General features: G+C 59.1%; 13 protein-coding genes. 12 read left to right on the forward strand and 1 reads right to left on the reverse strand.

What is annotated here, in order from left to right; all coding sequences use genetic code 11:
• Positions 1-10 precede the first annotated feature (10 nt).
• The 4 genes from HU724_RS09335 (at position 11) to mtnC (ending at position 3,105) form a co-directional block, all read left to right on the forward strand.
• Positions 11-1,156, forward strand: coding sequence for an MFS transporter (locus HU724_RS09335; RefSeq protein WP_186565827.1), 1,146 nt, complete (start codon positions 11-13; stop codon positions 1,154-1,156).
• The gene (locus HU724_RS09340) at positions 1,153-1,779 is read left to right on the forward strand and encodes a methylthioribulose 1-phosphate dehydratase (RefSeq protein WP_186565825.1); all 627 of its coding nucleotides are present in this window, start codon (positions 1,153-1,155) and stop codon (positions 1,777-1,779) included. The genes HU724_RS09335 and HU724_RS09340 overlap by 4 nt, the downstream gene beginning before the upstream one ends.
• 92 nt (positions 1,780-1,871) lie before the next feature.
• Complete coding sequence (locus tag HU724_RS09345; protein ID WP_186566068.1) at positions 1,872-2,417, forward strand: 1,2-dihydroxy-3-keto-5-methylthiopentene dioxygenase; 546 nt, start codon at positions 1,872-1,874, stop codon at positions 2,415-2,417.
• 4 nt (positions 2,418-2,421) lie between these two features.
• Entirely contained in the window at positions 2,422-3,105 is a 684-nt protein-coding gene (mtnC, locus tag HU724_RS09350) for an acireductone synthase (RefSeq protein WP_186565823.1), read from the forward strand.
• 175 nt (positions 3,106-3,280) lie between these two features.
• Here the strand turns inward: mtnC and HU724_RS09355 are convergent, their stop codons facing one another.
• The gene (locus tag HU724_RS09355; RefSeq protein WP_016773780.1) at positions 3,281-3,559 is read right to left on the reverse strand and encodes a DUF3509 domain-containing protein; all 279 of its coding nucleotides are present in this window, start codon (positions 3,557-3,559) and stop codon (positions 3,281-3,283) included.
• A 385-nt stretch (positions 3,560-3,944) separates the two neighbouring features.
• Between HU724_RS09355 and HU724_RS09360 the strand changes: the two genes are divergently transcribed.
• From HU724_RS09360 to HU724_RS09395, 8 genes are all read left to right on the forward strand, one after another.
• Complete coding sequence (locus HU724_RS09360) at positions 3,945-5,783, forward strand: long-chain-acyl-CoA synthetase (RefSeq protein WP_186565820.1); 1,839 nt, start codon at positions 3,945-3,947, stop codon at positions 5,781-5,783.
• A gap of 95 nt (positions 5,784-5,878) precedes the next feature.
• Positions 5,879-6,397, forward strand: coding sequence for an ankyrin repeat domain-containing protein (locus HU724_RS09365; RefSeq protein WP_186565818.1), 519 nt, complete (start codon positions 5,879-5,881; stop codon positions 6,395-6,397).
• Between the two features lie 80 nt (positions 6,398-6,477).
• Positions 6,478-7,008: a hypothetical protein gene (locus HU724_RS09370; protein ID WP_122699014.1), complete on the forward strand. Its 531-nt coding sequence runs from the start codon at positions 6,478-6,480 to the stop codon at positions 7,006-7,008.
• A 71-nt stretch (positions 7,009-7,079) separates the two neighbouring features.
• Positions 7,080-7,271: a PLDc N-terminal domain-containing protein gene (locus HU724_RS09375; protein WP_016773784.1), complete on the forward strand. Its 192-nt coding sequence runs from the start codon at positions 7,080-7,082 to the stop codon at positions 7,269-7,271.
• A 241-nt stretch (positions 7,272-7,512) separates the two neighbouring features.
• The gene (gene speE / locus HU724_RS09380; protein WP_016773785.1) at positions 7,513-8,388 is read left to right on the forward strand and encodes a polyamine aminopropyltransferase; all 876 of its coding nucleotides are present in this window, start codon (positions 7,513-7,515) and stop codon (positions 8,386-8,388) included.
• A 287-nt stretch (positions 8,389-8,675) separates the two neighbouring features.
• The gene (locus tag HU724_RS09385) at positions 8,676-8,909 is read left to right on the forward strand and encodes a hypothetical protein (protein ID WP_186566066.1); all 234 of its coding nucleotides are present in this window, start codon (positions 8,676-8,678) and stop codon (positions 8,907-8,909) included.
• A gap of 209 nt (positions 8,910-9,118) precedes the next feature.
• The gene (locus tag HU724_RS09390; protein WP_003223226.1) at positions 9,119-9,466 is read left to right on the forward strand and encodes a ribonuclease E inhibitor RraB; all 348 of its coding nucleotides are present in this window, start codon (positions 9,119-9,121) and stop codon (positions 9,464-9,466) included.
• A 477-nt stretch (positions 9,467-9,943) separates the two neighbouring features.
• On the forward strand, positions 9,944-11,353 hold the full coding sequence (locus tag HU724_RS09395) for a circularly permuted type 2 ATP-grasp protein (protein WP_016773787.1): 1,410 nt from the start codon (positions 9,944-9,946) through the stop codon (positions 11,351-11,353).

Consider the following 11,353-nt stretch of genomic DNA (forward strand, 5'->3'; position numbering starts at 1 on the left):
CATAACCGGCGTGGCGGCGCTTCCTTACTGGCGGCTGTCCAGTTTCTATCTGTTCTATTTCGCCTTGCTCGGTTCGACAGCGCCGTTTCTGGCGCTGTACTTCGATCACCTCGGCTTCAGCGCCGCACGCATCGGCGAGCTGGTGGCGATTCCGATGCTGATGCGCTGCGTGGCGCCGAACATCTGGGGCTGGCTCGGCGATTACACCGGCAGGCGTCTGGCCATCGTGCGCTTTGGCGCGGTGTGCACGTTGCTGACCTTTTCGCTGATTTTCGTCAGCCAGACCTACGCCTGGCTGGCCATGGTCATGGCTCTGCATGCGTTCTTCTGGCACGCGGTGCTGCCGCAGTTCGAAGTCATCACCCTCGCGCATCTGCAAGGGCAAACATCGCGCTACAGCCAGATTCGCCTGTGGGGCTCGATCGGTTTCATCATCACTGTGGTAGTGCTGGGGCGGCTTTTCGAATGGCTAAGCCTGGACATCTACCCGGCGGCGCTGGTGCTGATCATGGCCGGTATCGTCCTGAGTAGCCTGTGGGTGCCGAATGCACAGCCGGCGCAAGGCAATCGACCGCCGGGCGAGGGCTTTCTCAAGCAATTGCGCCATCCCGGCGTGTTGGCGTTTTATGCCTGCGTCGCGCTGATGCAGGTCAGCCACGGGCCGTATTACACCTTTCTGACGTTGCACCTTGAGCGCCTCGGTTACAGCCGTGGCGTCATCGGCCTGCTCTGGGCCGTGGGAGTGGTGGCGGAAGTGCTGATGTTCATGGCCATGAGCCGCATTCTGGCGCGCTTTTCCCTGCGTCGGGTGCTGCTGGCGAGTTTCCTGCTGGCGGCGTTGCGCTGGGTGCTTCTCGGATCATTCGCTGAATTTCTCTGGGTGCTGTTGTTCGCCCAAGTGCTGCACGCAGCGACTTTCGGCAGCTTTCATGCGGCTGCCATCGCTTTCGTGCAACGTAGTTTCGGCGCCCGCCAGCAAGGCCAGGGCCAAGCGCTGTATGCGGCACTGGCCGGCACCGGCGGGGCGCTCGGTGCGCTGTATTCCGGTTACAGCTGGAATGCCCTCGGCGCGACAATGACCTTTAGTATTGCCAGTCTCGCAGCGCTTGCCGCTGCCGTTATCATTGCCACACGTATGCAAGAGGACAGGCCATGAGCCTTAGCCGTGAACAGCTCGCCCAGCAGATCGTCGATGCCGGGCGTTTTCTATATGGCCGGGGCTGGTCGCCAGCCACCAGCAGCAACTATTCGACACGCCTGTCGCCGAGCGAAGCGCTGTTGACCGTATCGGGCAAGCACAAGGGCCAGTTGGGTGTGGATGACGTGCTCGCTACCGATCTGTCCGGCAATAGCCTGGAACCGGGCAAGAAACCCTCCGCCGAAACCTTGTTGCACACCCAGCTCTACCGCTGGCGCGCGGAGATCGGTGCGGTGCTGCACACTCATTCGGTGAATGCCACGGTGCTGTCGCGCCTGACTCCGCAAGACTTCATCGAGTTCGAAGACTACGAATTGCAGAAAGCCTTCAGCGGCATCTCGACTCATGAATCGCGGGTGCGTGTGCCGATTTTCGACAACGATCAGGACATTGCGCGCCTCGCCGCCAAGGTGCAGCCTTGGCTCGACGCCCATCCCGATTGCGTCGGTTATCTGATTCGCGGCCATGGCCTCTACACTTGGGGCGCGCAGATGAGCGACGCGCTGCGGCAGATCGAGGCTTTTGAATTCCTGTTTGAATGCGAGTTGAAAACCCGCAGCGTCATGAACCGCCAAGGCTGAGTTCACCAGAAACAGCCCGTTTGCCTGATGCCACGCGGCGCCCGACCGGTCTGCAAGAGCCGGACGGCGCCGCCGCTACCGAGGAATTGCCCATGAGCAGCCTGTCCGTTTATCACATTTCCAGCCCTGAGATTCCCAACAAGGTGCTGACCCATTTCGAAGACATCGCCTCGACGCTGGCCGAGCAGGGCGTGCGTTTCGACCGCTGGCAGGCCGCCGCGAAGATTCAGCCTGGCGCCAGTCAGGAAGAGGTCATCAGCGCTTATAAAGAGCAGATCGACAAACTGATGACCGAGCGCGGCTACATCACCGTCGATGTGATCAGCCTCAACAGCGATCACCCGCAAAAAGCCGAGCTGCGCGCCAAGTTCCTCGAAGAGCACCGCCATGGCGAAGACGAAGTGCGATTTTTCGTTGCCGGTCGTGGCTTGTTTACCCTGCACATCGACGATTACGTCTATGCCGTTCTCTGTGAGAAGAACGACCTGATCTCGGTTCCGGCCGGCACCAAGCACTGGTTCGACATGGGCGAACATCCGCACTTTGTGGCGATCCGTCTGTTCAACAACCCGGAAGGCTGGGTTGCCAATTTCACCGGCGAAGACATCGCCGGTCGCTTCCCGCGTCTGGAGGACTGAAACCGTGTCGATCAAAGCCATCCTCACCGACATTGAAGGCACCACCAGCGCGGTGAGTTTCGTCTTCGACGTGCTGTTTCCCTACGCCGCCGAACATTTGCCCGAATTTGTGCGGCAGAACGCTTCGCGTGCTGATGTCGCCGAACAGCTCGACGCCGTGCGTCGCGAGAGCTTTGAGCCGCAGGCCGATGTTGAACGGGTTGTTGAAATCCTCTTGAGCTGGATCGCCGAAGACCGCAAGGCCACGCCGCTCAAGGCATTGCAAGGCATGGTCTGGGCGCAGGGCTATCAGGCCGGGCAGTTGAAAGGGCATGTTTATCCGGATGCCGTTGAAGCGCTGCAACGTTGGCATGCGGCCGGTTATCAACTGTTTGTTTACTCGTCCGGCTCGATCCAGGCGCAGAAGCTGATCTTCGGTTGCTCGGAGGCGGGGGATCTGACACCGCTGTTCAGCGGCTATTTCGACACCACATCAGGGCCGAAGCGTGAAGCGCAGTCCTACCGCAACATTCAGCAGGCGGTAGGTGTTGAAGCCGATGAAATCCTGTTCCTCTCGGACATCGTCGAAGAACTCGACGCTGCCCAGTCGGCCGGCATGAAAACCTGCGGTCTGGCGCGTGAAGGCGGGGAGTTGGCAGGGCACGTGACGGTGGACAGCTTTACTGGAATCGAACCGGAAGCGTTTTGACCATTGCACACATCCCTGTAGGAGCTGTCGAGTGAAACGAGGCTGCGATCTTTCGATTTAGGCCTGAAATCAAGATCAAAAGATCGCAGCGTGCCGCAGCTCCTACAAAAATCCTGAGCACATAAAAACAGGCCGTGAAGCACATGCTCCACGGCCTGTTTTTGTTTAAAGCAAATTACAGCGAGTGATACGTCGGCAGAGCAAAACGCTGCTGGCTCTGCAGCATTGCAATTTGCGGCAGCTCGCTGGCTTGTTCGGCCAGGTCGCGGCGGATCGCGCTGATCGCCCACGACAGTTGGTCACCGGCATGCAGTTGCTGATACGAAAGGGCGCGTTTGAAGACTTTGCCGTCGCTGCTACGCAGAGTGAGCAGGATGCCACCGTCAGGACGTGGGGCAGTGCTGACTTCGTAGTTGGAGAACAGCGATGTAAATTTTTCTTGAATAAGGCTCATGTCATCAGCTCCGTATGTACTTGAATGGCAAGCATGCGGAGGTAGTTGCAGCGTTTGTGCCAGTATTGATGCGAATAAAATCCCTTTAAAATCAATAAGTTGAAGGCATTGCATTTTGCAGGCGTCGTGCAATCTGCATGAATGGCCATCGTGCATCCTGCATTTTGCGTGATTTTTCTCCGTACAACGGAACCAAACGTCCGTACCAGAATCCGCTCTTCCCCGGAGGCGCGACGGGATACAAATCATTGCAAAAACCGCGTGTACAGCCCCGCGATCACTGACGTACTTTCCTTCTCGACCCACGGCGTAAACGCGTCGGTCGCAGTCATTACCCGATAACAAGAACAGCGGTCTGCACGTCAAGATCGAACGGGGAGCTTTCATGCGTCACGCACCAAGCGACACGATTACCTGGGGCATGATGCTCCGCAAACTGCCGATGATCGCCAAGGCCATCCCCCGGGTGGTCAAAGGCATGAAGGTGGCCAACGTCACGGATCCGACCCAAACGTGCGGCCTGGGCTGGACGTTCGAGCAGGCGACGCTGCGCAATCCCGATGGTGTGGCGTTGTTGCAGGGCGACGTGGCGTTGACCTATACACAGGTCAATCAGTGGGCCAATCGCATTGCGCATTACCTGAGCGAGCAAGGCATCGGCAAGGGCGATGTGGTCGCGGTGTTTATCGAGAACCGTGCGGAATTACTGGTGACAATCCTGGCGCTGGCCAAGCTCGGCGCGGTGAGTGCGCTGCTCAATACCTCGTTGATGCGCGACACGCTTGTTCACAGCATCAATCTGGTTGCGCCGGTGGCTATTGTGGTTGGCGAAGAACTGACCGCTGCCTATGCCGGCGTGCGTGATCAGGTTGCGATCGCAGCGCCGCGCACCTGGTTCGTCGCCGATCAGGACACCTACAGCCATCCGGGCATCGCGCCCGAGGGTTACGTCAATCTGATCAGCACCAGTGCTGACGCCAGCAGCGATAACCCGCCGAGCAGCGCGCAAGTATTCTTCGACGATCCGTGTTTCTACATCTACACCTCCGGCACCACCGGCCTGCCCAAGGCCGGAGTGTTCAAGCATGGACGCTGGATGCGCAGTTCGGCGAGCTTCGGCATGATCGCCCTCGATATGCGCCCGGATGATGTCGTTTACTGCACCTTGCCGCTGTATCACGCCACGGGCCTGTGCGTGTGCTGGGGATCGGCGATCAACGGCGCCTCGGGTTTCGCCATCCGCCGCAAGTTCAGCGCCAGCCAGTTCTGGACTGACGTGCGCCGCTATCGCGCAACCACCATCGGCTATGTTGGTGAGCTGTGTCGCTACCTGGTCGAGCAACCGGTCAGCGCCGATGACAGCCGCCACGACGTGCGCAAGATGATTGGCAATGGTTTGCGTCCTGGTGCCTGGGCCGAGTTCAAGACGCGTTTTGCCGTCGAGCACATTTGTGAGCTGTACGCGGCGAGCGACGGCAACATCGGTTTCACCAACATCCTCAATTTCGACAACACCGTCGGGTTTTCGCTGATGGCGTGGGAACTGGTCGCTTACGACCATGACAGTGGCGAGCCATTGCGCGGCGATGATGGTTTCATGCGCAAGGTCGGCAAGGGCGAGCAGGGCCTGCTGCTGGCGCGGATCGACGACAAGGCGCCGCTGGACGGTTACACCGACCCGCAGAAAACCGCCCGCGTCGTCCTCCACGATGTGTTCAACAAGGGCGATCGCTTTTTCAACACCGGCGACCTGCTGCGCAATATCGGTTTCGGCCATGCGCAGTTCGTTGATCGCCTCGGCGATACCTATCGCTGGAAGGGTGAAAACGTGTCGACCACCGAAGTCGAAAACCTGTTGCTGCAACATCCGCTGATCGCTGAAGCCGTGGCCTACGGTGTGGAAATCCCAAACACCAACGGGCGTGCGGGGATGGCTGCAATCACTCCCGCCGAATCCTTGGCCACGCTGGATTTTGCCGAACTGCTGAGCTTCGTCCGGCAACGCATGCCGGCTTATGCCGTGCCGTTGTTCTTGCGGGTGAAAGTGAAAATGGAAACCACCGGGACCTTCAAATATCAGAAGACACGCTTGAAAACAGAAGGCTTTGACCCCGGGCTCACCGGCGATGACCCGATCTTCGCCTGGCTGCCGGGCAGCGAAACCTATGTGCATGTCAGTGAGCAAATCCTCGCTGAAATTCAACATGGCAAACATCGATATTGAGTGTGGCTATCGGGACGCTCGGAAAAAACCGAGTGACAGCCACCGTCGCGCTCGGGAAACTGTCGGCTTTCCGATAGACCGAAATGGAGTGCCCCATGTCCGACCAAAGCCGCCAGATGACCCCTGAAGAAGCTGCCGAATTCACCGAGCAGGTTTTCAACAAGGCGCGCGACGGTGATGCCGAGATGCTTGATCGCCTGGTCAGCGCCGGGCTGCCGGTGAACCTGAAAAACAGCAAGGGCGACACCTTGTTGATGCTCGCCAGCTATTACGGCCATGTCGATGCGGTGAAGGTCCTGCTTAAACACAAGGCCGATCCGGAAATGCGCAATGGCAACGGCCAGAGCCCGATTGCCGGCGCTGCGTTCAAGGGCGATCTGGCGGTGGTCAAGGCGCTGGTCGAGGCGGGCGCCGAAATCGAAGGTTCTTCCTTCGACGGCCGTACCGCGCTGATGATGGCGGCGATGTTCAACCGCGTTGAAATCGTCGATTACCTGATCGGCCAAGGCGCTGACGCGAAAGCCAAGGACGCTAACGGCGTGACCGCGCTGGATGCGGCGCGGACCATGGGCGCGGTCGACACCACCGCGCAGCTGGAAAAGTTGCTGGCGTAAAGTCCACGGACTGTGGCGAAGGGCAGAATGCGCTATCCTTCGCGCCCTGAAAATTCACCTCCGCCACAGGATCCGCCCTCATGAAAGCCGCACTCGTCGAACTCATCAGCAAAATCAGCTCCGGCTGCATGGGCGAGGACGAGATCCTGAAGGTGGCCGACGAAGCCGCTCAGGCCTACGCCGATGCCGAGGCTTTTCTGGCCGCCAATCCGGACATCAACTACGACGACACTTTCCCGATCCCGCTGGGTGAGTGGGTAGTGGTCGGCAGCCTGCCGGAAACCGTGCTGTTTCAGGCCGATACCTACGTCGATCTGTTCGCACAAATCGTTGCTTCGTTTGGCCCGGGCGTGGATTTCAATCTCAAGCCCAAACAACTGGCCAAGACCGAAGCACTGACCGCACTCAACCGTATTCAGGTGCAGATGAGCAGCCTGAACAAGGAGAACGGCGGTTACACGTTGATGAACTTCAGCCAGTTGCTCGACGATGAATTGCAAATGGTCCTGGTCTACGGCAACGATGTGCCCCGCGTGCTGGAGTTATGCGCCGAGGTTGGCATCGCCGCCGCGCCAGCGCTGGAAGCCTTGAAGGTCGCCGTTCACGTCTGAACGCAATAAAAGGGAACCCTGCGCGCGACCGTCTATCCTAAAAGTGCATGCCACTATTCTGGAGCGACACCATGGGTTCCACGTTCAACGGTCTGATTGGCCTGATCATCCTTGCCCTCGACATCTGGGCCATCATCAACGTGCTGAAAAGCGGCGCCTCCACCGGAATGAAAATCGTCTGGGTGTTGCTGATCATCCTCCTGCCGGTGCTGGGCCTGATCATCTGGGCGATTGCCGGGCCGCGGGGCAACGTCCGGATCTGAGCTGATTTTCGATCACACGGTCATCCCTGTGGGAGCGAGCCTGCTCGCGAAGACGTTGGGTCAGTCGCCATCACCGGCAACTGATGCTGCGCTTTCGCGAGCAGGCTTGCTCCCACATTGGTTTGCGCTGGTAAAAATTAAGCTGAGGTTCGACCTGTCATCTTCGGCAACGTAGAATGCGCGCCTTTCCCGGGCAATCGTCCCCACGATGGCGCCCGCGCATTTATCGGAGCACTTGACCATGACCGTCACCAAGACCAGCGAGTACCTGGAAACCCTCTACGAAGGCTACGGCCAGCGTTTTCGCATGGAAAAACTGCTGCACGAAGTGCGCACCGAACACCAGCACCTGGTGATCTTCCAGAACCCGCGCATGGGCCGGGTGATGGCGCTGGACGGCGTGATCCAGACCACCGAAGCTGACGAATTCATCTACCACGAGATGCTCACCCACGTGCCGATCCTCGCCCATGGCACTGCCAAGCGCGTGCTGATCATCGGCGGTGGTGACGGCGGTATGCTGCGCGAAGTGACCAAGCACGCCGGCGTCGAGCACATCACCATGGTTGAAATCGACGGCACCGTGGTCGACATGTGCAAGGAATTCCTGCCGAACCATTCCGCCGGTGCCTACGACGATCCGCGCCTGAACCTGGTGATCGATGACGGCATGCGTTTCGTCGCCACCACCACTGAAAAATTCGACGTGATCATCTCCGACTCCACCGACCCGATCGGCCCGGGCGAAGTGCTGTTCTCGGAGAACTTCTACCAGGCATGCCACCGCTGCCTGAACGAAGGTGGCATCCTCGTCACTCAGAACGGCACGCCGTTCATGCAGATCGACGAAGTCAAAACCACCGCCGGTCGCCTGCGCAGCCTGTTCCCGGACTGGCATTTCTATCAGGCCGCCGTGCCGACCTACATCGGCGGTTCGATGACCTTCGCCTGGGGCTCGACCAACCCGGCGTACCGCAAGCTCAGCCGTGAAACCCTGCAACAGCGCTTCATCGGCAGCGGCATCGTCACCCGTTACTACAACCCGGAAATCCACATCGGCGCGTTCGCCTTGCCGCAATACGTGCTGCAAGCGGTCAACAAGCCGAGCAACGACTGATCACGCTGACGTCGCTCTGCAAGGGAGCCTTTGTGGCGAGGGGATTTATCCCCGTTGGGATGCGCAGCATCCCTGAACCGGCCTGCGCGGTGATCCGTTTAGCCGCATTGGGCGGTATTACGATTGCTGCGCATCCGGACGGGGATAAATCCCCTCGCCACAGAGTTCGCCCTATCGATAGGATGGTTATTTTCACCGTTGTCGGCTGTAATCCTTTTGAACCAACTATCGCGGAAAAAAGTCGAGATAGAGGTAAGCCCATTTACGGGTTGATCGAGGAGGCACTGATGCAAAAGTGGAAAGTCACTTTCGTGGATGATCACGGTGAAATTGTCGATGAAATCTTCGAACGTGAGGAATGCCCGTCCGATGATGAAGCCGCACGGCTCGTCAAAGAGCGGCTTCTTCCGGTCGCCGCCCAGCTGGATCTCAACGATCTGGAAGGGCGCACCGCCGATGCCGGGGTGAAAAACCTCAAGACCCAGAACGGCATCGAAATCCGCAGCATCACCCCTGCCTGAACACTTCCTGTCATCTCGTAAACCAGGCCTTGGCAGCGGCGCTCTCTTGGGGCTACTCTGCAAGCGAGATCAGCGAATGGATCGCTAAGGTCTGGTCTTGTCAGCTACATGCTTGTTTCCCGCGCGCAACCACGTTGCCTTAGTACTTAGGCCAAAAGGCCCGGGGCGGGAATACGGAAAGTCTATCCATCAATCGAGGGGGACGATTCATGAGCACAGCCTATCAAGAAGACATCAGCAGCAACGTTCTGCGCCGCATGAAAGAAGGCGGTTTCGATTTTTCCCGGTTCCATCCCATCGAGTTCTACGCGATTTTCCCGGACGAGGAGCGGGCGCGCAGGGCAGCAGGCAAATTTCGTGGTGAATCCATCAATGCCCAGGTCAGTGCGCGCGACGACGGCGCTTGGTCGCTGGAATTGAGCAAAGTGATGTACGCAACCTATGACGACATCGGCGATTTCGAGCAAGGCTTTTCAGCCGTGGTCGAACCGCTGGGCGGCATTATCGAGGGTTGGGGCGTGAAGCAGGAGGTGCGCAATCGTTACCGGTTGAATTGATATTGCGCATTGTCTGTCGGGCAACGGCTGACCTTCGGGTCGGCCGTTGTCGTTTCTGGCTTCTGCATATCGCAGTGGCAAAACCCTGAAACAAGAATCCCGGGCAAAAAAAAGCCACCGGAGAGGGTGGCTAAAAGGGAAGACGGGTATGCAATAAAGTCCTGTCGGGACGGGGCTGCCAAGGCAGTTCAGATCATTTGAGCTGTCTACTTCGCGGCGGCGTGCCGGGGAAGTTTTGCAGCGAATGCGCGGATTATCCGCGGTCGCGGCCGGGCAGTGAAATCAACTCTGACTATGCTGGTGATAGGCGATGCAGTGCGTCGCAATGAAGCGGGGGCAATCGGGCCGGGGCATTTGCCGCACAGGAATGGTGCGCAGCCTTCGGCGTGGATCTACAACCGATTGAAATCAAAGCGTTTATGCCGATGGCACGGGCCTTGCGAAGGCCTGTATGTCCGGAGTGACAAGGAGTACGGCATGATCCGCACCTATTTTGACGAGATGTACGATGCCGGCGGCCTGGTCCGCCCGCATTACCGGGAATTTGCCCGCTGGCTGGCCGAGACGCCCGACGAGCTGCTCGCGCAGCGCCGCCGCGAGGCCGATCTGTTGTTTCACCGGGCCGGGATCACCTTCACGCTCTATGGCGACGAGCAGGGCACCGAGCGCCTGATTCCGTTCGATACCATTCCCCGCAGCATTCCGGCCAGTGAATGGCGGATTGTCGAGCGCGGCTGCATCCAGCGGGTCAAGGCGTTGAACATGTTTCTCGCCGACCTCTACCACGAGCAGCGCATCATCAAGGCCGGGATCATTCCCGCCGAACAGGTGCTGGCCAACGAGCAATACCAGTTGGCAATGCAGGGCCTGGATCTGCACCGCGACATCTACTCGCATATCTCCGGCGTCGATCTGGTGCGCGATGGCGATGGCACTTATTACGTTCTCGAAGACAACCTGCGCACACCCAGCGGCGTCAGCTACATGCTCGAGGACCGCAAGATGATGATGCGCCTGTTCCCCGAACTGTTCTCCGCCCAGCGCATCGCCCCGATCGATCACTATCCCAATCTGCTGCTCGACACCCTGAAAAGCTCAAGCCCGATCGACAATCCGAGCGTGGTGGTGTTGACGCCGGGACGCTTCAACAGCGCGTTCTTCGAACATGCGTTTCTGGCGCGGGAAATGGGCGTGGAACTGGTCGAAGGTGCGGATCTGTTCGTGCGTGACGACAAAGTCTTCATGCGCACCACTGACGGCCCGAAAGCGGTCGACGTGATCTACCGCCGGCTCGACGACGCCTTCCTCGATCCGCTGGCATTCAACCCGGACTCGATGCTCGGCGTGCCGGGGCTGTTGTCGTCCTATCGTTCCGGCAACGTGGTGCTGGCCAACGCCATCGGCACCGGCGTGGCGGACGATAAATCGGTGTACCCGTTTGTCACCGACATGATCCGTTTCTACCTCGACGAAGAGCCGATTCTGAAAAACGTCCCGACCTGGCAGTGCCGCAACCCGTCCGAGCTGTCCCACGTGCTGGCCAATCTTCCGGAACTGGTGGTCAAGGAAACCCAAGGTTCCGGCGGTTACGGGATGCTGGTCGGGCCGGCCGCGACGACGGCGGAAATCGATGCCTTTCGTGAGCGCATCAAAGCCAAACCCCATGCCTACATCGCGCAGCCGACGCTGTCGCTGTCGACCTGTCCGACCTTTGTCGAGAACGGCATTGCACCGCGCCATATCGATTTGCGTCCGTTTGTGTTGTCCGGTCGCGAAACCCGTGTGGTGCCTGGCGGTTTGACCCGTGTCGCGTTGCGTGAAGGCTCCCTGGTGGTGAATTCCTCCCAGGGCGGCGGCACCAAGGACACCTGGGTAGTCGAGGATTGA

Origin of the sequence: Pseudomonas iranensis, assembly GCF_014268585.2 — a bacterium.
Lineage (GTDB): Bacteria > Pseudomonadota > Gammaproteobacteria > Pseudomonadales > Pseudomonadaceae > Aquipseudomonas > Aquipseudomonas iranensis.